The sequence below is a fragment of the Actinopolymorpha sp. B9G3 genome, assembly GCF_040120725.1.
Taxonomy (GTDB): Bacteria; Actinomycetota; Actinomycetes; order Propionibacteriales; family Actinopolymorphaceae; genus Thermasporomyces.
This window is the reverse complement of the sequence record NZ_JBEEAB010000032.1, coordinates 1-24570: the sequence shown is the minus strand read 5'-3', so window position 1 is coordinate 24570 and position 24570 is coordinate 1. Positions and strand designations below refer to the sequence as shown.

The following is a 24570-nucleotide window of genomic DNA, read 5'->3' as shown; positions in this document are numbered from 1 at the left end:
CTCCACGAGAACCGGACGGTTAAGTCCGTCCCGCACCCTCCATTGGTGCTTCGAAATCACTTATTGCAGAAAAGGAAATAACGGACATCCACCCATTACGGTCACGCCGCGTTCTTCATCCCCCACGTGACGTATCGGTGTCAATCCTCCCCTTCCCTCACGTGACTCACCGTAACCCGAATCGGAGCGTTCCGCCCAGATTTTCCAGAATTTCCCGAACATGGCCCGGTGTTTCACGATGCGCGCTCCTTCACGCGCAGCGCCCACCATCGCTTCCGTAGTCGGTGGTAGGCAGTTAGTGCCTCCTCATCGTTACCCTGTGCTACTGCCCTGAGTGCAGTAGTGACATCCGCGGCCGACTTGTCGCTGGTCAGCGTGTCGGCGTCCATCAGGTGGACAAGCCCTCCGTAATCAAGCTCCACCCAGGAGTGCGGGTGGAACGCCTCGATCCAGCGGCCGAGCGCGGCCAGCGGATCGAGCTTCCAGTCCGGCCGGGACTGGCTGAGTAGCCGATGAGCGCGGCCCACCCGGCGTCGCGCCTCCACCATCGGCGTGCGGTAGCGGAGTTCGCGCACCGGATCCATCCCGACACTGCGTTCCTCATCACCAAAGATGACGAACCACACCAGCGGAACGTGCCATCTGGCGGTAAGGATGTGAGGCACGGCGTCCGGAGGGCAATCCCTCAACGCGCCGAAATCGATCCGCTCCAGGCCACCGGCCGGAAGCAGGGCCTTCAGCACATGGTCGGGCAAGGCCGTCATCAGGTCGCTCAACGCCTCACGGATCCGCAAGGCCGGCTCATCCGGACAGAACAGGACGGCTCCGTCGACCTCCATCGCGTACGCCCGCTGCTCGTGCTCGCCCGCGAACGCGCCAGGCGGAAGCACTGGCAGCAGGGCCGCCAGCGCCTCCCGCTGCTCCGCGACCACCAGCGCACCGGGCTGCGCCCGGTCGGGGACACCACCACCGGCCGCCACCCACGACGAGCGCACCCGCTCCGGAAAGGCGGCGACTGGCTCGTAGACGCGTAGGTAGCAGCAGTACGGGGTCAGGACCGAGGTCCGCATGCTCCCATCGTGCACCTCTCCGTTGGTTCGCGGCACCTGTCCGGAGAGATCGGAGTGGAGCCGTTCTCGCTCTATGGTGGTGTCGGACGCCCGCACCACCCATGTGGGCCGCCCGGACGAGGAGTCACCACCGTGGCCGAGTTCTTTGCCCGACATTCCGGGCACGAGCAGGTTGTCTACTGTGCCGACGGTCCGTCAGGCCTGAAGGCGATCATCGCCATCTACTCCACCGCGCTCGGTCCCGCACTCGGCGGTACCCGTTTCCACCCGTATCCGGACGAGGAGTCCGCGCTCGCCGACGTCCTCAGCCTCTCGACCGCGATGGCGTACAAAGCCGCGCTCGCCGGACTCGACCTCGGCGGCGGCAAGGCTGTGATCATCGGCGATCCCGTGCGGGACAAGTCCGAACGCCTGCTCCGTGCGTACGGCCGGTTCATCCAGTCCCTCGACGGCCGCTACATCACCGCATGCGACGTCGGTACGTACTCCCCGGACATGGACGTGATCGCCCGCGAGTGTTCCCACGTGACCGGCCGGTCGGTGGAACAGGGCGGCGCGGGCGACTCGTCGATCCTCACGGCGTACGGAGTCTTCCAGGGAATGCGCGCCTGCGCGTCCCACCGGTGGGGCACACCCTCCCTCTCTGGGCGGCGGGTCGGCGTGGCCGGGGTGGGCAAGGTCGGGCGACGACTGGTCGGACATCTGCGCGACGAGGGCGCGGAGGTCGTCGTCACCGACGTCTCGGCGCAGGCGATCGAGCAGGTCCTGCGCGACCATCCCGACGTGGTGGTCGTCGACGACGTGGGCGCACTCGCGGCCGCCGACCTCGACGTCTACGCGCCGTGCGCGATGGGCGGTGCGCTCGACGAGTCGGCGCTGGCGTCCCTGCGCGCGGGGATCATCTGCGGTGGCGCCAACAACCAGCTCGCCCATCCCGGTATCGACAAGCTGCTCCAGGATCGGGGCATCCTCTACGCCCCCGACTACCTCGTCAACGCCGGCGGAATCATCCAGGTCGCCGACGAACTCGACGGCTTCAGCTTCGAGCGCGCCAAAGCGCGGGCGGCCCGGATCTACGACACGATGCGCCGGGTCCTGGAGCTCGCGGCCGACGAGGGCGTACCTCCCGCCGCCGCCGCCGACCGGATGGCCGAACGCCGGATCGCCGGAGCGAGCGCCCGACGTACGCTCTGGCTCGGCCATCCGGCCGGCGGGACACCGCACGAGTGACGCTGAGACAAATGACCACGCTGCCCATGCTGCCGAACCGTGGGCAAGGCATCGACGCCTTGCGAAGGTCCACAGGCATGGGCAGCGTGGTCATTTACAGCACCGCCGGCGTGCCAGCTGCCGCGTCTCGCCCTATGACCGGCCGGCGACCCACTTCGCGGCGTTGCGGATGATCTTGCGTACGTCATCCCGGTAGTAGGTGGGGTTCTCCTCGTGCCCGGGCCGGAAGTAGAAGACCCGACCCGCGCCGACCGTGTACGCACAACCGGACCGGAACTCGTGCCCGCCCGGGAACGTCGAGTGGAACACCACCGTGTCCGGCTTGCCGCAGCCGAACTCCTCGTCGTACATCTCCTCCGGGTCGATCGAGAAGTCGCTGATCCCCTCGGCCACCGGGTGGTCAGGTGCCAACACCTTGATCTCCTCGGGACCCGCCTCGTGCTTGACGCCACCGATCCGGCCGTCATCACCGATCAGCCGGGTGAATGGCTTCGCCATATGCGAGGAGTGCAGCGCGAGGAAGCCCATGCCGCGCTCCTTCACGTGCCGCTCGATCCGGTCGACGGTCTCGTTGCGGACGGCGTTGTGGAGCATGTGACCCCACCACGCGAGGACGTCGGTCTCGGCGAGAGCTTCCTCTGGCACGCCCTGGCCGGGGTCGACAAGTTCGGCAGTACGCACGTCGAACGCGTTCGGCTCCTGCCGCAGGCCGTCGGCGACCGCGCCGTTGATGTCGTACGGATACATCTCCTTGGGAGCGGTGTGCTCCGACCAGACGAGGACGCGGATCTTTCCTTGTTCGCTCATGTTTCCTCCAGGCGGCGAGGGGGTTGGTTGACTCGGGTCGGCCGCAGGGTCAGGGCAGCCGAACGGTCAGGGGCAGCCGAACGGTCACGGCAAAGCTCGGGTTCAAGGGCTCAGGTTCCGGGCAGGACTCGACTTCCAGACAAGGCTCGGGTTCAGGGCTGTGGACTGCGCGAGCAGAACGCACGGACAGGGTTGGGGTCGATCTCACCGAGGAACTCCTCGGAGTCACAGGTCGGTGCGTACCCGAGGTCGGCGACGGCACCGGAGGTGTCCCACTCCCGGCGGGTGTTGGCCGACACGCCGTGGTAGACCCCGAAGCGGATGTCGTCAGCCTCGATCGCGCGGCCGACCAGCTGCCGCAGGTCCGGCGTCCCGAGCCAGAAGGCCATCGCACCCACCGAACCCGGGCGCCGCTGGACGCCCCCGAAACGTAGGCAGATGACCGACAGCCCGGTCCGGTAGCTGCAAGCGCGGCCCAGTGCTTCCGCGAACGCCTTGGTCGCGCCGTACGCACAGCACGGCCATGGCGGCCACTCCTCCTTGACCGGGTGCCGCTCCTGTTGCACGTAACCGCCCATCGCGTGCACGGAACTCGCGAGGATCACCCTTCGTACGTCAGCCCGCTGTGCGGCCTCGAGGACGCTGACCAGCGCTTCGACGTTCGGGGAACGGAGCGAGTCCCAGGTGGCGTTGGGGTGCGGGTTGGCCGCGAGGTGCAGCACCGTGTCGACACCTTCGACGACCTCGGCCGCGAACGAGCGGTCGGCCAGGTCCCCGCCCCGCACCTCCGGGGGCAACGCCTCCGCACCATCGACGTCACCGTCCCCCACCCCACGGCTGACGTCGCCCGTGGCCGCACCAACGTCGCGGTCCGCCGCCGCGCTGCCGACACCTCCGCCCATTGCTACGGCGCCGTCTCCCCCGGAACCGCCTGGCTGGACGTCGCCCGGCTTGACCAGGTCTACAAGCCGGAGGGAGTACGCCCGGAGTCCGGGTATCAGGAGCCTGGCGACGTGACCGGAGCCCCCGGTGAGCAGCACTGTCCGCTGGGTCATGCGATTGGGTGCCCTGCCGTTCGTGTGAGGGAGCACGGGCTGAGTCCGCGCCTCCAGCCGGCGTACGAAAGGTCTCCGATGACCATGTGTGCGGACACCTTTGTATCCCAGCCAGCGGACTACCTTCGAGCCGATTTCGGTGTCTGGACCGGCTTGCCCGATCCTGGACTCGGTCGGATAGTTTCGAAGTTGACTACACGGGAGAGTTGACAGTTCACCCAATGTCACGCGATCCGGTACGAAGTCGGACACTCGAGTCTCGTCACCCCGGATTCCCGCTCGAATGATTGTGGAAAACCTGTGGATAACGACTGTCGGCGTCGAGGTGCGGGTCGGACCCGGCGTGCGGGATTACGGCGGCTGCCGGTACGGTTGACCTACGAACAGATGAGACCGTGAGCCCGAGGGTGCACGCCGGTGTTTCACACTGTGCCGTGTTGCCCCGGTTTATGTTGTGCGAGGGGGTCGACCCATGGGGCGCGGCCGTGCCAAGGCCAAGCAGACGAAGGTCGCCCGGGAGCTGAAGTACCGCACCCACGACACCGACCTCGAAGCGCTGCAACGAGAACTGTCGAGTCGTGAGGACGGCAAGAACGGCAACGTTCACGCCGAGCAGGATGACCCCGACGGCGAGCTTGACGACGGGGCCGACGAGGACGATCGCATCGCACGTCGCCGCTGACGCGGTCGAACGCGGTCACCTCCGCCCGTAGCTTCCCTCCAGACGCGCGGAGCCCTCACCTGCGAGCACTCTTCCGGCAACCCAGGCGTGGATGCCGCGGTCAACGAGCAGGTCGACCGCGGCATCGACGTCGGCGGATTCCACCAGGGCGAGCATGCCCACACCCATGTTGAAGGTGCGCTCGAGTTCGTCTGACGCCACGCCACCCCACTCACCGAGCAGGGTGCAGATCCGGGGCGGCGACCAGCTCGACCGGTCGAGCACCAGGTCCAGGTTGTTCGGGAGTACCCGGGCCGCGTTCGCGGCCAACCCGCCACCGGTGATGTGGGCCATCGCATGGACGTCGTACGCCTCAGCGAGGGCGAGACAGTCCTTCGCGTAGACCTTGGTCGGCTCGAGCAGCTCCTCGCCGAGCGTCCGACCGAGCTCGTCGACGTGACCGTCGAGCCGCCGGCCGGCGACCGCGAGGACCTTGCGTACGAGTGAGTAGCCGTTGGCGTGCAGGCCCGACGACGCCATCGCGATCACCACGTCACCGGCTCGGACCCGGTCCGGGCCGAGCACCGCATCGGCCTCGACGACGCCGGTCGAGGCGCCGGCCACGTCGTACTCCGCGGGCTCCAACAGGCCAGGGTGCTCCGCGACCTCGCCGCCCACCAGCGCGCAACCGGCGACGACGCACGCCTCGGCGATGCCCTTGACGATCGTCGCGATGCGTTCGGGCACAACCGAGCCACACGCGATGTAGTCGGTGAGGAAGAGCGGCTCCGCCCCACAGACCACGAGGTCGTCGACCACCATGCCCACCAGGTCGAAGCCGATCGTGTCGTGCTTGTCGAGGGCTTGGGCGATCGCGACCTTCGTACCCACCCCGTCGGTGGATGTCGCGAGCAGCGGGTGGCGGTAGTCGCGCAGGGCGGACGCGTCGAACAACCCGGCGAAGCCGCCGATGCCACCCACCACCTCGGGACGGCGGGTCTTCTCGATCCAGTCCCGCATGAGGTCGACCGCTCGGTCGGCCGCCTCGATGTCGACGCCCGCGTCGGCGTACGAGAGTCCACGGTCTGTGCCTGCTGGGGCACCGGATCCACTCATGGCGACGTCCTCTCTCTCCCACGCGGGTTCGGATGAGGGGCACCCTCGGCCGGTAGGTTCACGTCAGGGGTCCCCTCACCCAAGGCCGGTTCGGATCAGGCGCACCCTCGACCAACAGGTTCACCTCACCCGCACCCTCAGCCAACAGGTTCACCGGCCGCTGACCGCGACCTCGAGCTGGTGCTTGCCGAGGCGCGCGCCGTCGGGGATGGCGACCGGGTAGACCCCGTCGAAGCAGGCCCGGCACAGCTGGTTGGCCGGCTGCCCGCTCGCCGCGACCAGCGCGTCGAGATCGATGAAGCCGAGCGAGTCGGCCCCGATCGCCCGGCAGATCTCGTCGACGGCCATGTCGGCGGCGATGAGCTCGGTCGCCGACGCGAAGTCGATGCCGTAGAAGCACGGCCACTTCACCGGCGGGCTCGAGATGCGGACGTGGACCTCGCGGGCACCGGCATCGCGGAGCATGCGCACCAGCGCGCTCTGGGTGTTGCCGCGCACGATCGAGTCGTCGACCATCACGAGGCGCTTGCCCTCGATGACCTCGCGGAGCGGGTTGTACTTCAGCCGGATGCCGAGCTGGCGGATGGTCTGGCTGGGCTGGATGAACGTCCGCCCGACGTAGCTGTTCTTGACCAGGCCGTGGCCGTAGGGGATGCCGCTCTCCTCGGCGTAGCCGATCGCCGCGGGCGTCGCGGACTCCGGCACCGGGATCACCAGGTCGGCGTCGACCGGGTAGTCCCGCGCCAGGTGGCGGCCGACCTCGACCCGGCTCTCCTGGACCGAGCGACCGGCGATCCTGGCGTCAGGGCGGGCGAGGTAGACGTACTCGAACAGGCAGCCCTTCGGCTCGGCCGCGGCGAACTTCTTCGACCGGATGCCGGTGCCGTCGATCGCCACCACCTCACCGGGCTCGACCTCCCGGACGAACGACGCACCCACGATGTCGAGTGCGGAGTTCTCACTGGCGACCACCCAGCCGGTGTCGAGTGCTCCGATGACCAGCGGGTGGATGCCCTGCGGGTCGCGAGCGGCGTACAGGGTGGACTCGTTCATGAAGACCAGGCAGTACGCACCACGCAGAGCGGGGAACACCTCGGCCGCCGCGTCGAGCAGCGGCCGGTCCGCGTAGCTGGCCAGCAGGTTGGTGATCAGCCCCGTGTCGGTCGTGGACCGCTCGTCACCGATCGGCGCCGCCAACAAGCTGGTCTCGGCCGCGCGCTTGGCGGCGAGCTCCACCAGGTCGCCCGAGTTGGTGAGATTGCCGTTGTGCGCCAGCGCGAGGCCGCCGGCCGCGGTGGACCGGAACGTCGGCTGGGCGTTCTCCCAGACGCTGGACCCGGTGGTGGAGTAGCGACAGTGACCGACCGCGATGTGGCCGGTGAGGGACTCGAGGATGGCCTCGTCGAAGACCTGGGAAACCAGGCCCATGTCCTTGTAGACGAGCACCTGGCGGCCGTTGCTCACCGCGATCCCGGCCGATTCCTGGCCGCGGTGCTGCAAGGCGTAGAGACCGAAATAGGTAAGCTTCGCGACCTCCTCCCCCTCGGCCCACACCCCGAATACGCCGCAGGCGTCCTTGGGTCGGTGGTCGTCGGGATCGAGGAGGCGGGGGCGGGCCCAGGCGAGCTCCGGGTTTGCCCGGGGGACCCCCGGATCCCCCGAGGGATGTTGGGGGCTGGAAACGCCACTGTGGGAATGCGATCCATCGCCACTCACCGGCACGTTGTCGAGTCTAACCAGACGCCTTGGCCGGGGCCCACGTCGCGGTCGGCGAAACGCCGACTGAGGTCGGAGTCATCCGCTTTGCCCCGCACTCCCGCACTCCCGCACTCCCGCGCCCCGCGGCAACCCAGGCGCCGGTGTCGTAAGCCCACCCGCCGATTCCGGCAAATGACCACGTTGAGCATGTCTGTGGAACCCCAACCAGGCGTACATGCGTGCTCCGCTTACCGCAGGCATGCTCAACGTGGTCATTCATCTTGCCGATCCGGGGCGTGCACATACACCAGACCGGCGCACCAGAAGGGCCGAAAGGTCCGCCGGTACGGTGACGCCATGTCCGACCTCTTTCCGAGCACGGCTCGGAGCCTGCTGCACCGGATCGCCAGGGAGCAGGCCGAGGCCCGCGCGCCGGCGCTGATGGCCGGTGTGGTCCGCGATGGGGCGCTCGTCTGGACCGGCTCCCGTGGCCGCGTGGACGACACCGTGCCCAGCAGCGACACCCAGTCCCGGATCGGGTCGATCACCAAGACGTTCACTGCCGTGCTCGTCGCCCGCCTCCGGGACGAGGGACGCCTGGACTTCGCCGATCCGCTCGAACGCCACATCACGGGCACGCCGCTCGGCGACCGGACGATCGCCCAGTTGCTGTCGCACACGTCCGGTGCCCAGGCCGAGCGCGACGGCCCCTGGTGGGAGCGGACGCCCGGCGACGACTGGCCAGCGCTGTCGTCGACGTTCGACGCGCACACGGTGAAGCATCCGGGCAGCCGGAGGTACCACTACTCCAACCTGGGCTTCGCCATCCTCGGCGAGGTCGTCGCGCGGCACCGGGGACGGTCCTGGTGGGATGCCCTCCGCGGCGAGATCCTCGAACCACTGGAGTTACGTCGTACGACATATCTCCCGGAGGCACCACATGCCGAGGGATACGCGGTCCATCCCTGGGCCGATCTGGTCCTGCCCGAGCCCGCCCACGACGCCGGCGCCATGGCCCCGGCCGGACAGCTCTGGTCGACCATTGGTGATCTGGCCAGATGGGCGGCCTTCATCGGCGGCGACACGGGCGGCGTGCTGAGCCCGGCCACCCTCGCCGAGCTCCGCGACCCCGTGATCCTCGAGCGGGCACCGGAATGGACGAACGGTTACGGCCTCGGCCTGCGGGTCCTGCGCCAGAACGGCCGGACCATGGTGGGCCATCAGGGCTCCATGCCGGGCTTTCTTGCCGACCTGCTCATCGACGTCGACGAGCAGGTCGGCGCCATCACGTTGGCGAACACGACGAGCGGCGTGGGCGGGGTTGCCACGGATCTCGTCGGGATCGTCCTCGACGCCGAACCGCGGCTGCCGGCGGAGTGGGCGCCGGTGGACGCGCTGGACGATTCCGTCCTGGAGATCGTCGGGCAGTGGTACTGGGGTCCCGCGGCTTTCGTCCTGCGGGCGCGCGGCAGAGAGCTTCTCGAGCTCACCCGGATGTCCGGCGGCGAGCGGGTGCGGTTCCGCTCGAACGGCGACGGCACCTGGATCGGACTCGACGGCTACTACGCCGGCGAGACACTACGGGTCGTACGGGAGGGCGCGGAGCGAGGCGGCAGCACTCGCGGCGGCCCGGGAGACTGCCGGGTCAGTCATCTCGACCTCGCGACGTTCACCTTCACGCGGGAGCCGTACGACCCTGAGGCGCCGGGGCCGGGCGGGGTCGATCCGGCTGGCTGGTCAGGCCTCGACCGGCCGGCCAGCGACGCCTGACCACCGCCAGGCCGAACGCCTGACCCGCAGCCTTCCGCCGGACGTGAACCCGGCGAAGGTCATCGCTGCCTGGCCCCGGGCACGAGCCGGTCCTGGCGGGTGAGGGTGGTTCGGGCCCGCAGGCACATCGCCGCGACGGCATCGGCCTGCCGGCGAACGTCCTCCTCACCAGAGCTCGCGGCCGCCTGCGGTTCGGCGAACGCCCCCAGCGCGCTCATGAGAATGCTCCGGTCAGGGTGCGGGAGGGTACCCTCCAAATCGGCCATTTCGTCGGCACGGTCCTGGGAGCGGGCGTAGCGTGCGAGGATCGCCGTGCCGGCCAGGGCGAGTGCCTGGAGCCCGGCCTGGCCCAGGGCGATCGGATCGATCTCAGTCAGCGGGGCGAGACTCGGCCCGTGAGTCTTATTCGAATACATGTTCGAACTCTAGCAGCCCGTACTCCCCCTCGCTACGTACCAGCGAGGCGACACTCACCACGTTCTGACGCCCGATCACCTGCGGGAGGCGACAACGATGGCGACGAGACCGACCGCGCGGACCCTCATGCCGCGGGCCGCCAGGCTCTTCGGCGATCGGGTGCACGGCGTACCCGCTGATCTGTGGAAGGCACGCACCCCCTGCACCGAATGGTCGGTCCACGACCTGGTCAACCACGTGGTCGCCGAACACCTGTGGGCACCGCACCTGCTCCGCGGCGAGACCATCAGCGAGGTCGGCGACCGATACGACGGGGACGTGATCGGCGACGAGCCAGCCACGCGCTGGGCGGCCGCGATCGACGACTCGCTCGCCGCGTGGGCAGGGGCTTCCGACGACCTGTCAGTGCACCTCTCGATGGGCGACGCGCCCGTCGCGGAGTACGCGAACCAGATGCTCATGGACCTCACCGTCCACGCCTGGGATCTCGCCCAGGCAGCCGGTCTGCCGGACCGGCTCGACCCGGACGTGGTTGAGTACGTATGGGAGTACGCCGAGCAGGTCGTGCCCCAGTGGCAGGGCACAAGCATCTTCGCGCCCCCGGTCAAGGTCGCGGGGAACGACCGGCAGGACCAGCTGATCGGCCTCACCGGCCGCCATCCGTAGGCCAGCGACCGGACACGGCGGCGGGCGCGGCAGGAGCGAGGGGTCCGGACGCCGGACCCGGTGGGAGACGTCGGCGATGCGTGCGTTGGTGAAGGCGAAGGCCGAGCCCGGGCTGTGGCTGGAGGAGATCCCTGACCCGGCGCCGGCAGCCGGTGAGGTCCTCATCCGGATCCTGCAGACCGGGATCTGCGGCACCGACCTGCACATCGTCTCGTGGGACGACTGGGCCCGCGCCCACGTACCCGTCCCGCTCGTCATCGGCCACGAGTTCGTCGGCAGGATCGTCGAGCTGGGCGCCGGCGTCACCGAGCTCGAGGTCGGCGACGTCGTGAGCGGCGAGGGCCACCTGGTGTGCGGGCGCTGCCGCAACTGCATGGCCGGGCGCAGGCACCTGTGCGCGCACACGCAGGGAGTCGGACTGTCCCGGTCCGGTGCGTTCGCCGACTACCTCACGCTGCCGGCGACCAACGTGTGGCGGCACCCGGCCGACATCAACCTCGACGCGGCGACGATCTTCGATCCGTTCGGGAACGCGGTCCACACGGCGCTCACGTTTCCGGTGCTGAGCGAGGACGTGCTGATCACCGGCGCCGGACCGATCGGGATCATGGCGGCGGCCGTCGTACGCCACGCCGGAGCGCGGTTCGTCGTCATCACCGACGTCAACGACTACCGGCTGGAGCTCGCCGGCCGGGTCGGTGTCACCCGCGCCCTCAACGTCGGGCGTACGACCTTGGCCGAGGCGCAGCACGAGCTCGGCATGAAGGAAGGTTTCGACATCGGCCTCGAGATGTCCGGCCACCCGACCGCGCTGCCCGCCATGGTCGACGCGATGGCACACGGCGGTCGGATCGCGATGCTCGGGATCCCGGCGGAGTCGGACCGGATCAGCATCGACTGGAGTCGGGTGGTGTTGTCGATGCTGACGATCAAGGGAATCTACGGCCGGCAGATGATGGAGACGTGGTACGCGATGTCGGTGCTCGTCTCGGAGGGCCTCGACATCACGCCGGTGATCACGCACCGGTTCCCAGCCGCCGACTACGAAGCGGCGTTCGCCACCGTGCGGGAAGGCCAGTGCGGCAAGGTACTCCTGGACTGGGACCAGAATCCGCCCGAGCATGCTGCCTGAGGGTGCCCCTCAACCCGACCGGGTTCGCATGAGCGCACCCCCTTGACCCGACCGGGTTCGCATCAGGGCGCCCCTCATCCCATAGGTTCGTAACAGGGGCAACCTCATCCCATCGGGATTCGCCTCTGGGCGTCCCCCATCCCACGAGGGCACACACCACCCTCGTCCGGCACAGGTCGAAGGGAACGACGTGTACGGCAAGATCCGCGACCACCTCCGCGACACCCTCGACGAGATCCGTACCGCGGGTCTCTACAAAGCCGAGCGCCCTCTCACCACTCCACAGAGCGCGACGGTGGGCGTTGCCGGCGGCCGCGAGGTGCTGAACCTCTGCGCCAACAACTACCTCGGCCTCGCCGACCATCCAGAGCTCATCGCGGCCGCGAAGGCCGGGCTCGACGAGTGGGGCTTCGGGATGGCGTCGGTGCGGTTCATCTGCGGTACGCAGGAGCTGCACAAACGCCTCGAACGCCGGATCTCGGACTTCCTCGGCACCGAGGACACGATCCTCTACAGCTCGTGCTTCGACGCCAACACCGGCCTCTTCGAGACCCTGCTGGGGCCTGAGGACGCGATCATCTCCGACGCGCTCAACCACGCGAGCATCATCGACGGCGTACGCCTGTGCAAGGCGCGGCGCTTTCGCTACAAGAACGCCGACATGGCCGACCTCGAGGTCCAGCTGAAGGCCGCGGCCGATGCGCGGTTCCGGCTGATCGCCACCGACGGGGTCTTCTCGATGGACGGCTACCTCGCACCGCTCGCCGACATCTGCGACCTCGCCGAGCGACATGACGCGCTCGTCATGGTCGACGACTCGCACGCGGTGGGGTTCGTGGGCGCGCACGGCCGGGGTACGCCGGAGCTGCACGGCGTCGTCGACCGGATCGACATCCTCACCGGCACGCTCGGCAAGGCACTGGGCGGGGCGAGTGGCGGCTACACCTCCGCCCGCGCCGAGATCGTGGAGGTGCTGCGGCAGCGGTCGCGTCCGTACCTGTTCTCCAACTCGCTCGCGCCGTCGATCGCGGCCGCGTCGATCCGGGCGCTCGACCTCCTCGACTCCTCTGACGAGCTGCGCGAGCGCCTGCGCGACAACACTGCGTACTTCCGCGCGCGGATGGTCGATCTGGGCTTCGACGTGCTCCCGGGCGAGCATCCGATCATCCCGGTCATGTTCGGCGACGCCGTCCTGGCGGGGCGGATGGCCGCTGCGCTGCTCGAGCTCGGAGTCTACGTGACGGCGTTCTCCTACCCGGTGGTGCCGCACGGCACGGCGCGCATTCGTACGCAGATGTCGGCGGCCCACAGCCGCGACGACCTCGACCGCGCCGCCACCGCCTTCGCGGCGGCACGCGAGAAGGTCGCCACCTCCCCCTCCCCGTGATCCTCCCCGTGATCATGACCGTGATCATGAACCGAATGGGTCGGCGACATGGGCCCGGTGATCATGAAGGCAAACGGGTCCGTGAAGGGAAACGGGGCCATCTGACCTCTGCGGCTTCATGACCACGATCATGATCACCGGAAGTGGTGAGGGCGGTCCTGTGCTTGCCGTTTCAGTGAACCATCAGACGAGCGCGCTCAGCGCCGGGATCGTCAGGTGGCGCTGACGATCATGCCGGCGCCTACGGTGACGTTGGTGGCCTCGTCGATCAGGATGAACCCGCCGGTCCACCGGTTGCGGCGGTACTCGTCGACGAACAGCGGCTGCGCCACGCGAAGATCGATCCGGCCGATCTCGTTGAGCCCGAGCTGGCCGGCCGTCTCGTCGCGGTGCAGGGTGTTGACGTCGAGCCGGTAGTGCAGGCCCTTCACGATCGCCTTGGCCGTGCGCGTGGTGTGCTTGACGAGGATCCGCTGACCTGGCTGCAGGGGCTTGTCGACCATCCAGCTCACCATCGCGTCGACGTTCTGGGCGGCGTGCGGTGCGTTGTGCGGCCGGCAGATCATGTCGCCCCGCGAGATGTCGAGGTTGTCGGCAAGCTGCACCGTCACCGACATCGGAGGGTACGCCTCGTCGATCGGTCCGTCCGCGGTGTCGATGTGGGTCACTCGGGACGTCAGCCCCGACGGCAGCGCCATCACCTCGTCACCCGGCTTGAGCACACCGCCGACGATCTGACCGGCGTAACCGCGGTAGTCGTGGTAGTCGTTGGAGTGTGGCCGGATGACGTACTGCACCGGCATGCGGACGTCGACCAGGTTGCGGTCGCTCGCGACGTGGACGTTCTCGAGATGGTGCAGCAACGACGGACCGTCGTACCACGGCATGCTGGGCGACCGGTCGACTACGTTGTCGCCTTCCAGCGCGGAGATCGGGATGACCTCGAGGTCCGGGATGTTCAGCTTGGTGGCGAAGCCGACGAAGTCCTCGTGGATCCGGTCGAACACCGCCTTGTCGTAGCCCACCAGGTCCATCTTGTTGACACACAGCACCAGGTGCGGCACCCGCAGCAACGACACCAGGAACGCATGCCGCCGGGTCTGCTCGACCAGGCCGTTGCGGGCGTCGACCAGCACCAGGGCGAGATCGGCGTTGGACGCACCGGTGACCATGTTGCGGGTGTACTGGATGTGGCCCGGCGTGTCGGCGATGATGAACTTCCGCCGCGGCGTCGCGAAGTAGCGGTAGGCCACGTCGATCGTGATGCCCTGCTCCCGCTCAGCCCGCAGACCGTCGGTGAGGAGCGCGAGGTTGGTGTACTCGAAGCCCTTGTCGCGGCTCGTGCGTTCGACCGCTTCGAGCTGGTCTTCGAAGATCGCCTTCGAGTCGTACAGCAGCCGGCCGATCAGCGTGCTCTTGCCGTCGTCGACGCTGCCGGCCGTGGCAAACCGCAGCAGATCCATCAGAAGTAACCCTCCCGCTTACGGTCTTCCATCGCGGCCTCGGAGAACTTGTCGTCGGCCCGGGTCGCTCCACGTTCGGTGACCCGGCTGGTGGCGACCTCGGCGATGATCTCCTCGATCGTGCTTGCCGTGGACACCACCGCGCCCGTGCAGGAGATGTCGCCGACAGTGCGGTAACGCACCGTCTGCTCGGTCAGCTCCTCGCCCTCCCGGCGAGGTACGAACTCCGACTCGGCGAGCAACATGCCGTCGCGCAGGAACACCTTCCGCCGGTGCGCGTAGTAGATCGACGGGATCTCCATGCCCTCGTCGGCGGTGTACTGCCAGATATCGAGCTCGGTCCAGTTGGACAGGGGGAACGCGCGGATCGACTCGCCGGTGTGGAGCCGGCCGTTGTAGAGGTTCCACAGCTCGGGCCGTTGGTTCTTGGGGTCCCACTGACCGAACTCGTCGCGGAACGAGAAGACCCGCTCCTTCGCTCGCGCCTTCTCCTCGTCACGGCGACCGCCACCAAGCAGCGCGTCGAACCGGTGCTCCTCGACCATCTCGAGGATCACCGGGGTCTGCAGCCGGTTTCGGGTCTCGCCCGGGCGCTCCCGGATCCGCCCCTCGTCGATCGCCTTCTGGACCGACCCCACGATCAGTCGCACGCCCAACTCCTCGACGCGCCGGTCGCGGAAATCCAGCACCTCGGGGAAGTTGTGCCCGGTGTCGATGTGCAAAAGCGGGAATGGAATCCGCGCCGGCCAGAACGCCTTCTCGGCGAGCCGGAGCATGACACAGGAGTCCTTGCCACCGGAGAAGAACAACGCTGGTCGCTCGAACTCGGCCGCGACCTCACGGAGGATGTGGATCGACTCGGCCTCGAGCGCCTGCAGGTGTGACAATCGGTAATCGACGGACATGAACTCCACCAGCCGTGGCATCGGGACGGGACGGACGCCCTGCGATGCTACCTGGGCCCTCCAGCGGCGGTCCGGTGCCTCTCCGCATCACGGACGCGGGAGCGGATACCCCAGCTGAGCCGGTCACTAGGCTGGCCGGTCATGACGCTGTACATCGTCGGTGCGGGGGGATTCGGTCGCGAAACCTACGACGCGGTGCTCGCGGCGCGTGATCATGCCGACCGTGGCGCCGAGCGCGATCACGAGGGACGCGGGTACGACCGTGGTCACGCTGCCCCCGTGGTGTTCTGTGATCATTCCCGCGCCGGTGAGCGAATCCGTGGGCTCCCGGTGATCCATCCGGACGACGCAGATCCGGATTCCGACCCGGCGGACGATACGGGCGCTGGCTTCGTCGTGGCCATCGCGGATCCGGCGGTACGAATGCGACTTTCCGCCGAGTTCGCCGCCCGAGGATTCACGCCACGCACCGTCGTCCATCCACGCGCGGTCATCGGGCCGGAGACGACGGTCGGTGCCGGCTCGGTGGTCCTGGCCCTCGCCCACATCTCGTCGTCCTGCGTTCTCGGGCGCCACACGCAGGTCAACTACACCGCGTCGATCGGCCACGACGCCGTCCTGGAGGACTTCGCGACGGTCTTCCCAGGGGCAAACGTCGCCGGCGGCGCCCGACTCGGCCACGGCGTCACGGTCGGCTCCAACGCGTGCGTACTCCAGGGTCTCGAGGTCGGATCGGGTGCCTACGTCGGCGCTGGTGCGATGGTGACCCGTTCCGTCACGGCCGGGACGACCGTGGTCGGGGTGCCCGCCCGGCCGCTCACCAGGTCAGCGGCCGCGCCCCCCGGCTGACGGAGCCACGCGGTATTGAAGGAGGTCCCTCGTGGTCGAGGACCTTGCCTGGTCAGCAGGCGCGGAGGAGCTTGCGACCCTCGGCGTCGAGGAGGAGTTCGTCGGTCAGCGCTTCGGCGCGTTCCTCGTCCAGGTCGGACATGAGCGCCCGCTGGTCGGCGACGGCACCCTCTCGCGCGAAGACGACCCGGATCGTCCGCACGATGATCACCGCGTCGAGCCAGAGCGACCAGCGGTCGACGTACTCCACGTCGAGGCTGAGCCGGGTGCCCCATCCCACCGTGTTGCGACCGGCGATCTGCGCCAGTCCGGTGATGCCCGGCCGGACGTCGAACCGGCGGCGCTCGGTGGCGGTGTACCACGTGTCGTACTTCGGCAACAGCGGCCGCGGGCCGACAACGCTCATGTCCCCGCGCAGAACGTTGATGAGCTGCGGAATCTCGTCGAGGCTCAGCCGGCGCAGGAGCCGCCCGAGCCTGGTCAGGCGGCGGTGGTCGGGCAGGAGTTCCCCGCGGGCGTCCCGGCGGTCGGTCATCGTACGGAACTTCAGGACGCGGAACTGCCGGCCGCCCATGCCCGTGCGGCGCTGGCGGAAGAGGACCGGCCCGCCGAGGCGCCACCGGATCAGGAGTGCGACGGCCACCATGACCGGAACGAGGGTGAGGAGGCCGACGAGGGCGAGGACGACGTCGATGCCGCGCTTGAGAGTGCGTCCTGGCTGAAGTCTCACCGCTCACCCCGTGTACATCTCGTCCTCACTGGAACGAACGAGCCGTCATCGGCGGGGTTACGTCGTGGGCGGGGTCCCGACACCAGCGCGCTGTGAGTGGCGGCGGCGCCACCTCGCCCCGGCCTTGGCCGGCTGACTCCTCCGTCATGCGCTGCGCGTCCGGGCATCGCTGTCCCCCATTTCACCGAACCCCATCCACCGCGCCGGGTCGTGTGTGACGCGGCCGGCGGGTCGGATCGCCCGTCGCCCGCGTGCGGACGACCGACGGTACGACTCCGACCCGCCGGGTGAGCCCAGGAACGCAGGACCAGGCCAGGTCCAGGGACGTCAGACCGCCTGCGATCCAGACCACGTACCGCCTGCCGCCCATATCCGGGCAGACTGACGATCCAAGTACATCACTCCCGAGCCGGACATTGCGTTGCGTGGGTGTGGATAAGTCGCAGGCCTACCGGCAATTTCCCGCATTGTGGACTCCCGGGTTGGAAAGCCCGCAAGTGCTCGCGCAGAATGCGCAGGTCGGCCGCGGGGGCCGCAACCGGCACCACAACCAGGTACCCGGAGACCAGGTACCCGAACAGAACAGCGGCTCCCGGAATCACAGCCCCGCGACACGCACCTTCACGCTGCTCACGCATCGCTGATCCACTCGCGTCGACCGATCTGGCTGTCCTCACCACGCCTGTGTGCCTGACAGTCGGGATTTCGGCGAGCCGTTCACGCCTGATGTCCCGACCCGGAGGAGAGCTTGTGAGGCTGTTTGCCGTCGAAATCCCGAGGCCTGACCGTCTTTTTCGCAAACGGCCGTCCTGGAAGACCCTCGCCGTCTATGTCGGTGCCGCGGCACTCACCGCCGGGCTCGCCATCCCGACCTTCAGCGTCGACCGGAGCGGCGTTGATCATGCCGCGGACCAGGGTGGGATCACCGTCACCGGAGACAGCCTGGCAGGCGAAGAGGGGGTCGGCTCGGACTCCGAGAGCGGCGTGTCCGCCAGCGGGGATGGCGGCGACCCGGACGCCGCGGCCGGCGCCGGCGTGCGCGAGCAGGACGGCGACGACGCCTCCCAGTCAGACGACGGGACCAGTGACTCCCACGACGGACACCAGGGCGACGCCGGCGGGAGCGACGCAGGCGAACGCGATGGCGGCACGGTCACCGGCCAGGCCGAGGTCGACCAGAAAGCCCTGACCCAGCAGGAAGAGTCCCGCGCCGGCCGCGGCGACCGAACCGACCGGGGCACGAACGGACGGAGGGCCGGACGCGGCGACGAGAGCGCCCTCGCGGCCGAGCGCAACGGCCACCAGGTCAACATGAACGGCTGGATCCGGGTCCGTGGAATCGACATCTCGAGCTTTCAACCCAATATGGACTGGGACTACTGGTGGCGCCAGGGCATGCGCTTCTCCTCCATCAAGGCCACCGAGGGCACGCACTTCATCAGCGACACCTTCGACGAACAATGGGAAGGCGCAGGCCGGGTCGGAATGCTCCGCACCGCCTATCACTTCGCGCTTCCTGACGGCCCGAGTGGCGCCGCACAGGCGAAATTCTTCGTCGCGAACGGGGGCGGCGGAAAGGCAGATGGTCGAACACTGCCAGGCGTTCTCGACATCGAATTCGGTGAAGCCGTCGGACGGCCGACGTGCTACAACCTCTCGCCCGAGGAAATCGTCGCCTGGACCGGCGACTTCCTCACGACGTACGAGAAACTCACCGGACGCAAGGCGATCATCTACACCAACGGCAACTGGTGGCGCGACTGCACCGGTGACTCCCAGGCGTTCAGCGACCATCCGCTGTGGCTCGCGAGCTACAACCCTCGTCCGGGCAAGGCCCCGGGTGGCTGGGAACGCCACACGATCTGGCAGTACACCGACACCCCGCTCGACAAGAACTACTTCAAGGGTTCGTGGGCGGAACTGAAGGAGCTCGCCCGCAGGTGAGGGGTTCCGGCGGCCTCACGCGCGTGCGTGGTGCGCTGGGGCCGCCGGACCTTGCACACGGGCAGGCAGGCCATCGGGCAGGCAGGCCATCGGCAGGCAGGCCATCGGCAGGCAGGCCATCGGCAGACGGGCCATCGGCAGACGGGCCATCGGAAGACGGGCCAGCAGGCAGGTGGAAACTTGCTGCCAGCTGACTGTCTGGCTCGATGATCTCTCCTTAGCATCCGTACCGGCGCCGGTGACGCGGGCCGTTAACGTCCGGTGCGGTGCCACTCGGTACGCCTGCCACCGAAGGAGACTTCATGGCCGCACCTCGCGACACCGCACCTCGCGACACCGCACCTCGCGACACCGCACCTCGCGACACGGCACCTCGCCATCGGACGCGCCAGCGTCTCGCCGCCCTCGCCGTCGCCACGACCGCCGTCACCCTGAGCCTCTCCTCGCCCTCGCTGGCCGCGATGGCGCCCTACTCCGACGGGCTACTGACCACCTCGGGCCCGCGGGTCGTCCTCGCATCCACCGCCCGCGCCGCGCCCACGACAGCCACCGCATCCACGGCACCCGCCGCATCCACGACACGCACGACATCCGCACGCGCGGCCGGCGTCGACCGGTTGGGTGGGGCCTACATGGGATGGAGCGCCCACCAGGACAAGCCGGTGGCCGCGCCGTCCCGCGCGATCCGGGCCGCCGCCACACAGACCCCCGGCATCGACGTCGCGAGCCACCAGGGCAACGTCGACTGGGCGTACTGGTGGGGGCAGGGCAAGAAGTTCGCCTACGTCAAGGCGACCGAGGGCACCTACTACACCAATCCGTACTTCGCCCAGCAGTACAACGGGTCCTACAACATCGGGATGATCCGCGGCGCTTACCACTTCGCGCGGCCGGACACCACGAGCGGCGCCACCCAGGCCAACTACTTCGTCGACCACGGCGGCGGCTGGTCAGGTGACGGCAAGACCCTTCCTGGTGCGCTCGACATCGAGTACAACCCTTACGGCGCCACGTGTTACGGGCTCTCCCAGAGCGCGATGGTGAGCTGGATCCGCAGCTTCACCAACCAGTACAAGGCGCGGACCGGTCGCGACGCGGTGATCTACACGACGACGGACTGGTGGACGCAGTGCACGGGCAACAACGCGTCCTTCGGCTCGACGAACCCGTTGTGGATCGCGCGGTACGCCAGCACGCCCGGCACACTGCCCGCCGGATGGGGTACGCGGACGATCTGGCAGTACACCAGCAGCCCGCTGGACCAGAACTACTTCAACGGTGCGTACGACCGGCTCCAGGAGCTCGCCAACGGCTGAGCTGACTCTCGGCTGCAGGGCCACGGCAACGCGTGTGTCCCCGCACCTGGCCGTGGCTACGCGACGCCGATGGTGCGGTGCAGCACCCCGGCCTCGCGCCACCGTGTCGCATCGGTGAGCGCCCGGCCGTCGACGAGTGCGCGAATGCCAGGCAGGTCCGCCGGGCCGAGACCGCGGTAGTCGGCGTGGTCGGCCTGCACGATGGCGGCGTCGACCGGCTCGCCCAGGTGGTACGCCGTGAACCCGAGCCCGGTCAACTCGTCGTCGGCGTACAACGGATCGTGCACCACGACGTCAGCCCCCGCCGCCCGCAGTGCGTCGACGGTCGGGAAGACACCGGAGAACGCCGTCTCCTTCACTCCACCGCGGTACGCCGCACCCAGCACCACGACGCGGGCACCCGCGAGATCGCCGTAGGACTGTGCCAGCAACCCCACGGCGTAGGCGGGCATCTCGGAGTTGGCGTCGCGGGCGGCCCGCACCACGGTGGCGGACGGGTCGTTCCAGAGGTAGAGCCGTGGATACACCGGGATGCAGTGCCCGCCGACGGCGATGCCGGGCCGGTGGATATGGCTGTACGGCTGGGAGTTCGAGGCGTCGATGACCGCGTGGATGTCGATGCCGTGCTCGCCTGCGTACCGCGCGAACTGGTTCGCCAACCCGATGTTGACATCGCGGTAGGTGGTCTCGGCGAGCTTCGCCAGCTCCGCAGCCTCGGCCGACCCGAGGTCCCAGACACCGTTGGGCCGCGGAAGATCCGGCCGGTCGTCGAAGTCGAGGACCGCGGCGTAGAGCGCCCGCGCCCGGTCAGCCGCCACCGGGTCGAGCCCGCCGATCAGCTTGGGATAGCGCCGCAGGTCGGCGAACACCCGGCCGGTCAGCACCCGCTCGGGTGAGAACGCGACCCAGAAATCGGTGCCACACGTCAGCCCCGAGCGCTGCTCGAGCGCGGGCTTCCAGCGGGTACGCGTCGTGCCGACCGGCAGCGTCGTCTCATAGATCACCGTGGTGCCGCGGGTGAGGTGCGCCCCGATGTCGCCGGTCGCGGCGTCCATCCAGCCGAAGTCGGGTACGCCCTCGGCGTCGACGAAGAGGGGGACGACGACCACGACATGCGAAGCGTCGGGGATCGCCGCCGCGTAGTCGGTGGTCGCGCGCAGGCGTCCGTCGGCGACGACCTGCTTCAGGCGTACGTCGAGATCGGCTTCGCCGGGGAACGGCTCGGTGCCGGAACCGACCAGCTCCACCACGCGCGGGTTGACGTCGACCCCGATGACGCGGTGGCCCTTGCCCGCGTACTGGACCGCAAGGGGCAGGCCGATCTTGCCCAGCCCGACGACGGCGATCGTCAACGGATCGGTGACATTCACGAGAAGCCGGCCTCCGTGGCGTTGTGGCAGGACATGCGCCAGCGCTCGCTAGAGTAACGTGCCGAGCGTCCGGATCCGGACGAACGAAGGGTCGGGCGCGGTCGGATGCGAGGCGGTGCCGGTCGGAAAGCGCTGCGAACTACGGACGGATCCGCCCTGCCAGCGCGAGGAGAGTCACCCTAGCGCGAGGAGAGTCACCGTGAAGGTCATCAGCGTGGTCGGAGCACGTCCGCAGTTCGTGAAGCTGGCCCCCGTGGCGGCGGCGTTCGCCCGGACCGCTCACGAGCACGTGATCATCCACACCGGCCAGCACTACGACGCGCGGATGTCGGAGGTGTTCTTCGCCGATCTGGCCATCCCGGCGCCGGACGTCCACCTGGGGATCGGATCGGGTACGCACGGCGTGCAGACCGGCGCGATGCTGGCCGCGCTCGACCCGGTGCTCACAGAGGTGTCGGCCGACTGGGTGCTCGTCTACGGCGACACGAACTCGACCGTCGCCGCCGCGCTCGCCGCGGTCAAGCAGCAACGACGGGTGGCGCACCTCGAGGCGGGGCTGCGCTCGTTCAACCGCGCCATGCCCGAGGAGCACAACCGTGTCCTGACCGACCACGCCGCCGACCTGCTGCTGGCGCCGACCGAGCTCGCGATGGGTCACCTGGCCCGCGAAGGACTCGCCGAGCGGTCGCTCCTCGTCGGCGACGTGATGACCGACGTGTGCCTGAAGGTACGCGCGAGCGTGGCTGAGCTGCCCCTGCCGGACGAGCTGCCGGCGGCGGTCGCGGAGTCGTCGGTCGGTTTCGTCGTCGCGACGGTCCACCGGGCGGAGAACACCGACGACCCGGTCCGGCTGGCCGCGGTGCTCGACGCCCTCGCGGGACTCGACGTGCCGGTGGCGCTCCTCGCCCACCCCCGGCTGGAGGCACGGTGCCAGGCGTACGGCCTCGTGCTGCGGCGGGGCGCGCTGCACCCGGTGGCACCACTCGCTTATCCCGACATGGTGCGTGCCCTGCTCGGCGCCCGCGGCGTCGTCACCGACTCCGGCGGCCTGCAGAAGGAGGCGTACCTCCTGGGGACCCCGTGCACGACGCTGCGGACCGAGACCGAATGGGTCGAGACGCTCGCCGGCGGCTGGAACGTCCTCGACCCGGGGCTCACGAAGGTCAAGGAGCTGGCGGACCGGGACAAGCCGGCGTCGGACAGAGGCACCCCCTACGGCGACGGCCACGCCGCCGAACGGGTCGTGGACGTGCTCGCCGAGGCTTAGAACCTCGTCCGCTGCGGTCGGCGGGGTAGGCGGGGTAGGCGGGGTAGGCGGGGTCGCGGAAGCCTGGCTGACCAGGCCAGTCGCCCGAAAACAGGCATCAACGCCTTGCCCCGGTACCTCCAGCCTGGCCGACCAGGACACTCACCTGGCCCGATGCCACCGGCCCAAGCTCGGCGTTAGGAAAGCCTGGCTGACTAGGCAAGTGGCATCTTCGGGCGCTTTCCCTGGCGCCTCGCCGCTCACTCGCCCACAGCCGCGCCGCTCGGTCAGAGCGTGGTGCCGAGGGTCAGGCAGGGACGCGGGCGGGCTGCCTGGGCCCATGACTCGATCCGGGTGAGGAACTCCCGCGCGGTGTCCGGCCAGTGGTATCCCACCCGGGCGGCCTGATGGCCGCGCAGACCCATGGAGGTACGCAGGGCGGCGTCGCGGTGCAGCCGCAACACCGCCGCAGCGGTCGCCTCCGGGTCGTCGAAGGGGACGACGACCCCGCACTTGTGCACCTGCATCAGCGACACCGCCGCCGGCAGCGGGGTGGTCACGACGGGTACGCCGTGGGCCATGTACTCGAGCACCTTCGTCGGCATCGAATGCCGGTAGTTGGGCAGATCCTGCAGAAGCGAAAGCCCGCACATGGCACCGTCGAGGAACGCCATCGCCTTGTCGTTGGGGACGAACCCGTGCCACCGGAGCCAGCCGTTGTCCTGCGCGGCCCGGAGGGCTCCGCGGGAATGGCCATCGGCATGCCCCACGACGTCGACGGTGAGCCCGCTCCCGGCGAGGTGGCGAGCCGTCTCGACCATGACGTCGACCCCGCGGGCGGCGGCAAGGTGGCCGACGTACACCACCCGGTCGTCGCCGGCGGTCGAGACGTTCTCCGGTACGTACGTCGTGTTGGGGACGACGGGATGGATCTGGCGGAAGCGGTTGCGGTAGCCCTCCTCGGCGAGGATCAGCCGCAGGCTCCGTTCGGCGCGGTCCTCGACCATCCGGACGCCCATCCGCGCGAGCGGTCGGAGCAGTCCTGGCAGCCAGCGCTTCGCGATCAGGGCGGCGCTGGTGTCCTCGTGCACGTCCCAGACCACGGCTCCGGGAATGTCCAGCCCGGGCAGTACCAGCAACAGCTCAGGATCGTGAAGCAGGACGACGTCGACCTCATGTCCATGCGTACGCAGCATCCGGCGCGCCGCTCGTAGTGCCTCGCCCCTGGCGCGACCCACCGCCCGCGGCAGGTCGATGGCCGTGAACTCCGGCCACGGCTCGGTGTTGCACGCGGAGAACGGTGCGGCGTAGGTGACCGAGTAGCCGGCGTCGAGCATGGCCCTGATCTGCCGGTGGAGGATCCGCGCGTCCTGCGGGTGATGCACCACCGTGCACACCAGCACGCGCAGTGTCGCCCCGCCCGTCGGTGACCTTCGCCCGGCGGAACCCACCCCCAGCCCGGGCATCGTCAGAGCACCTCGGCTGTCCCGTCGCTGACGCCCCGGGTGTCGAAGAGTAGTCGGGCCGCTCGGAGTGTTTTGGGGTCGTAGGCGGTGTGGGCTTGGAGGAGGAGACTCACGTCGGCGGTGTGGAGGGCTTGGTCGAGGTCTTCCACTCGGGGCACTTCGGTGTCGTCGAGGATCCAGTGGTCGACGTAGGGGTCGTGGAAGGTGAGGTGGGCGCCCATTCGGCGGAGTCGGCGGGCGACGGGGCGGGCGGGTGATTCGCGTTGGTCGGC

General features: G+C 69.0%; 22 protein-coding genes. 10 read left to right on the top strand and 12 right to left on the bottom strand.

What is annotated here, in order from left to right; all coding sequences use genetic code 11:
- Window positions 1–233: 233 nt before the first annotated feature.
- Complete coding sequence (locus tag ABNF93_RS31930) at window positions 234–1070, bottom strand: DUF8083 family protein (protein ID WP_349331983.1); 837 nt, start codon at window positions 1068–1070, stop codon at window positions 234–236.
- A gap of 132 nt (window positions 1071–1202) precedes the next feature.
- Here ABNF93_RS31930 and ABNF93_RS31925 point away from each other — a divergent pair, with 132 nt between their 5' ends.
- The gene (locus ABNF93_RS31925; protein WP_349331982.1) at window positions 1203–2300 is read left to right on the top strand and encodes a Glu/Leu/Phe/Val family dehydrogenase; all 1098 of its coding nucleotides are present in this window, start codon (window positions 1203–1205) and stop codon (window positions 2298–2300) included.
- 132 nt (window positions 2301–2432) lie between these two features.
- Here ABNF93_RS31925 and ABNF93_RS31920 read toward each other — a convergent pair whose 3' ends face one another.
- Together ABNF93_RS31920 and ABNF93_RS31915 are read right to left on the bottom strand one after the other, a co-directional pair.
- Window positions 2433–3107 (bottom strand): ThuA domain-containing protein, encoded by a 675-nt coding sequence (locus ABNF93_RS31920; protein WP_349331981.1) that lies wholly within the window; start codon window positions 3105–3107, stop codon window positions 2433–2435.
- Between the two features lie 152 nt (window positions 3108–3259).
- Window positions 3260–4162 (bottom strand): NAD-dependent epimerase/dehydratase family protein, encoded by a 903-nt coding sequence (locus ABNF93_RS31915; RefSeq protein ID WP_349331980.1) that lies wholly within the window; start codon window positions 4160–4162, stop codon window positions 3260–3262.
- Between the two features lie 472 nt (window positions 4163–4634).
- Between ABNF93_RS31915 and ABNF93_RS31910 the strand changes: the two genes are divergently transcribed.
- On the top strand, window positions 4635–4844 hold the full coding sequence (locus ABNF93_RS31910) for a DUF3073 domain-containing protein (protein WP_349331979.1): 210 nt from the start codon (window positions 4635–4637) through the stop codon (window positions 4842–4844).
- A gap of 15 nt (window positions 4845–4859) precedes the next feature.
- Here the strand turns inward: ABNF93_RS31910 and purM are convergent, their stop codons facing one another.
- Window positions 4860–5939 carry a phosphoribosylformylglycinamidine cyclo-ligase gene (purM, locus tag ABNF93_RS31905; RefSeq protein WP_349331978.1) on the bottom strand — a complete coding sequence of 360 codons (1080 nt, stop codon included), beginning with the start codon at window positions 5937–5939 and terminating at the stop codon, window positions 4860–4862.
- A 150-nt stretch (window positions 5940–6089) separates the two neighbouring features.
- Window positions 6090–7661, bottom strand: coding sequence for an amidophosphoribosyltransferase (gene purF, locus ABNF93_RS31900; protein ID WP_349331977.1), 1572 nt, complete (start codon window positions 7659–7661; stop codon window positions 6090–6092).
- A 333-nt stretch (window positions 7662–7994) separates the two neighbouring features.
- Between purF and ABNF93_RS31895 the strand changes: the two genes are divergently transcribed.
- Window positions 7995–9407 carry a serine hydrolase domain-containing protein gene (locus tag ABNF93_RS31895; RefSeq protein ID WP_349331976.1) on the top strand — a complete coding sequence of 471 codons (1413 nt, stop codon included), beginning with the start codon at window positions 7995–7997 and terminating at the stop codon, window positions 9405–9407.
- 59 nt (window positions 9408–9466) lie between these two features.
- On the opposite strand, the gene ABNF93_RS31890 is transcribed toward ABNF93_RS31895, so the two are convergent.
- A complete protein-coding gene (locus ABNF93_RS31890) occupies window positions 9467–9823 on the bottom strand; it encodes a hypothetical protein (protein ID WP_349331975.1) in 357 nt (118 codons plus the stop codon).
- Between the two features lie 97 nt (window positions 9824–9920).
- Between ABNF93_RS31890 and ABNF93_RS31885 the strand changes: the two genes are divergently transcribed.
- From ABNF93_RS31885 to ABNF93_RS31875, 3 genes are all read left to right on the top strand, one after another.
- The gene (locus ABNF93_RS31885) at window positions 9921–10490 is read left to right on the top strand and encodes a TIGR03086 family metal-binding protein (protein WP_349331974.1); all 570 of its coding nucleotides are present in this window, start codon (window positions 9921–9923) and stop codon (window positions 10488–10490) included.
- Between the two features lie 76 nt (window positions 10491–10566).
- Window positions 10567–11622: an L-threonine 3-dehydrogenase gene (gene tdh / locus ABNF93_RS31880; RefSeq protein ID WP_349331973.1), complete on the top strand. Its 1056-nt coding sequence runs from the start codon at window positions 10567–10569 to the stop codon at window positions 11620–11622.
- Between the two features lie 202 nt (window positions 11623–11824).
- Entirely contained in the window at window positions 11825–13009 is a 1185-nt protein-coding gene (locus ABNF93_RS31875) for a glycine C-acetyltransferase (protein ID WP_502877662.1), read from the top strand.
- Between the two features lie 212 nt (window positions 13010–13221).
- Here ABNF93_RS31875 and ABNF93_RS31870 read toward each other — a convergent pair whose 3' ends face one another.
- Window positions 13222–14472, bottom strand: a complete 1251-nt coding sequence (locus ABNF93_RS31870; protein WP_349331971.1) for a sulfate adenylyltransferase subunit 1 — start codon at window positions 14470–14472, stop codon at window positions 13222–13224.
- Window positions 14472–15377 carry a sulfate adenylyltransferase subunit CysD gene (cysD, locus tag ABNF93_RS31865; RefSeq protein ID WP_349331970.1) on the bottom strand — a complete coding sequence of 302 codons (906 nt, stop codon included), beginning with the start codon at window positions 15375–15377 and terminating at the stop codon, window positions 14472–14474. Before cysD ends, ABNF93_RS31870 begins: the two co-directional genes overlap by 1 nt.
- Window positions 15378–15518: 141 nt before the next feature.
- Here cysD and ABNF93_RS31860 point away from each other — a divergent pair, with 141 nt between their 5' ends.
- Window positions 15519–16226: an acetyltransferase gene (locus tag ABNF93_RS31860; RefSeq protein WP_349331969.1), complete on the top strand. Its 708-nt coding sequence runs from the start codon at window positions 15519–15521 to the stop codon at window positions 16224–16226.
- Between the two features lie 52 nt (window positions 16227–16278).
- On the opposite strand, the gene ABNF93_RS31855 is transcribed toward ABNF93_RS31860, so the two are convergent.
- Window positions 16279–16956 carry a sugar transferase gene (locus tag ABNF93_RS31855; protein WP_349331968.1) on the bottom strand — a complete coding sequence of 226 codons (678 nt, stop codon included), beginning with the start codon at window positions 16954–16956 and terminating at the stop codon, window positions 16279–16281.
- Window positions 16957–17706: 750 nt separating this feature from the next.
- Here ABNF93_RS31855 and ABNF93_RS31850 point away from each other — a divergent pair.
- Together ABNF93_RS31850 and ABNF93_RS31845 are read left to right on the top strand one after the other, a co-directional pair.
- The gene (locus ABNF93_RS31850) at window positions 17707–18900 is read left to right on the top strand and encodes a GH25 family lysozyme (protein ID WP_349331967.1); all 1194 of its coding nucleotides are present in this window, start codon (window positions 17707–17709) and stop codon (window positions 18898–18900) included.
- 302 nt (window positions 18901–19202) lie between these two features.
- Entirely contained in the window at window positions 19203–20216 is a 1014-nt protein-coding gene (locus ABNF93_RS31845) for a lysozyme (RefSeq protein WP_349331966.1), read from the top strand.
- A gap of 56 nt (window positions 20217–20272) precedes the next feature.
- On the opposite strand, the gene ABNF93_RS31840 is transcribed toward ABNF93_RS31845, so the two are convergent.
- A complete protein-coding gene (locus ABNF93_RS31840) occupies window positions 20273–21568 on the bottom strand; it encodes a nucleotide sugar dehydrogenase (RefSeq protein ID WP_349332014.1) in 1296 nt (431 codons plus the stop codon).
- A gap of 217 nt (window positions 21569–21785) precedes the next feature.
- Here ABNF93_RS31840 and wecB point away from each other — a divergent pair, with 217 nt between their 5' ends.
- A complete protein-coding gene (gene wecB / locus ABNF93_RS31835) occupies window positions 21786–22853 on the top strand; it encodes a non-hydrolyzing UDP-N-acetylglucosamine 2-epimerase (protein ID WP_349331965.1) in 1068 nt (355 codons plus the stop codon).
- Window positions 22854–23119: 266 nt separating this feature from the next.
- On the opposite strand, the gene ABNF93_RS31830 is transcribed toward wecB, so the two are convergent.
- Both ABNF93_RS31830 and ABNF93_RS31825 read right to left on the bottom strand, forming a co-directional pair.
- Window positions 23120–24298: a glycosyltransferase gene (locus ABNF93_RS31830; protein ID WP_349331964.1), complete on the bottom strand. Its 1179-nt coding sequence runs from the start codon at window positions 24296–24298 to the stop codon at window positions 23120–23122.
- Window positions 24299–24300: 2 nt separating this feature from the next.
- The coding region (locus ABNF93_RS31825) for a UDP binding domain-containing protein (RefSeq protein WP_349331963.1) at window positions 24301–24570 on the bottom strand (270 nt) is incomplete at its 5' end.

Bases quoted from the DNA above. Each gene is read 5' to 3' on its own strand.
- ABNF93_RS31930 (WP_349331983.1), bottom strand. From the start codon at position 1,070: ATGCGGACCTCGGTCCTGACCCCGTACTGCTGCTACCTACGCGTCTAC.
- ABNF93_RS31920 (WP_349331981.1), bottom strand. From the start codon at position 3,107: ATGAGCGAACAAGGAAAGATCCGCGTCCTCGTCTGGTCGGAGCACACC.
- ABNF93_RS31915 (WP_349331980.1), bottom strand. From the start codon at position 4,162: ATGACCCAGCGGACAGTGCTGCTCACCGGGGGCTCCGGTCACGTCGCC.
- ABNF93_RS31910 (WP_349331979.1), top strand. From the start codon at position 4,635: ATGGGGCGCGGCCGTGCCAAGGCCAAGCAGACGAAGGTCGCCCGGGAG.
- purM (WP_349331978.1), bottom strand. From the start codon at position 5,939: ATGAGTGGATCCGGTGCCCCAGCAGGCACAGACCGTGGACTCTCGTAC.
- ABNF93_RS31895 (WP_349331976.1), top strand. From the start codon at position 7,995: ATGTCCGACCTCTTTCCGAGCACGGCTCGGAGCCTGCTGCACCGGATC.
- ABNF93_RS31890 (WP_349331975.1), bottom strand. From the start codon at position 9,823: ATGTATTCGAATAAGACTCACGGGCCGAGTCTCGCCCCGCTGACTGAG.
- ABNF93_RS31885 (WP_349331974.1), top strand. From the start codon at position 9,921: ATGGCGACGAGACCGACCGCGCGGACCCTCATGCCGCGGGCCGCCAGG.
- tdh (WP_349331973.1), top strand. From the start codon at position 10,567: ATGCGTGCGTTGGTGAAGGCGAAGGCCGAGCCCGGGCTGTGGCTGGAG.
- ABNF93_RS31870 (WP_349331971.1), bottom strand. From the start codon at position 14,472: ATGGATCTGCTGCGGTTTGCCACGGCCGGCAGCGTCGACGACGGCAAG.
- cysD (WP_349331970.1), bottom strand. From the start codon at position 15,377: ATGTCCGTCGATTACCGATTGTCACACCTGCAGGCGCTCGAGGCCGAG.
- ABNF93_RS31860 (WP_349331969.1), top strand. From the start codon at position 15,519: ATGACGCTGTACATCGTCGGTGCGGGGGGATTCGGTCGCGAAACCTAC.
- ABNF93_RS31845 (WP_349331966.1), top strand. From the start codon at position 19,203: ATGGCCGCACCTCGCGACACCGCACCTCGCGACACCGCACCTCGCGAC.
- ABNF93_RS31830 (WP_349331964.1), bottom strand. From the start codon at position 24,298: ATGCCCGGGCTGGGGGTGGGTTCCGCCGGGCGAAGGTCACCGACGGGC.